1 protein-coding gene is annotated in these 274 nt (G+C 70.2%); it reads left to right on the forward strand.

All coding sequences use genetic code 11. The annotated features are described in order from the left end of the window. A partial coding sequence (locus A3728_RS17800) for a heparinase II/III domain-containing protein (RefSeq protein WP_201722344.1) occupies positions 1-274 on the forward strand: 274 nt, incomplete at both ends.

Here is a 274-nt window from a genome sequence, read left to right on the forward strand (position 1 = left end):
GGGGTGCCGAAGGCGCATCTGGCGGCAATCGCCCGGATTACGCCTACCCTGCGCAGCTTGCGGCATTCGGACGGATCGCTCGCGCGGTTTCATGGCGGCGGTCGCGGGGCAGAAGGCTGGCTTGACCACGCGTTGGCNGCCNCCCGCGTGAAGCCGGCCCGGTCCGACGGGTTGTCGATGGGATATGCGCGCCTTTCCGCAGGCCGGACCAGCATCATCGTGGATGCCGCGGCACCCCCGAAAGGGGCCGCCTCCGGCAATGCCCATGCCTCCA

The sequence above is a fragment of the Sulfitobacter sp. HI0040 genome (assembly GCF_001634885.1).
Lineage (GTDB): Bacteria > Pseudomonadota > Alphaproteobacteria > Rhodobacterales > Rhodobacteraceae > Sulfitobacter.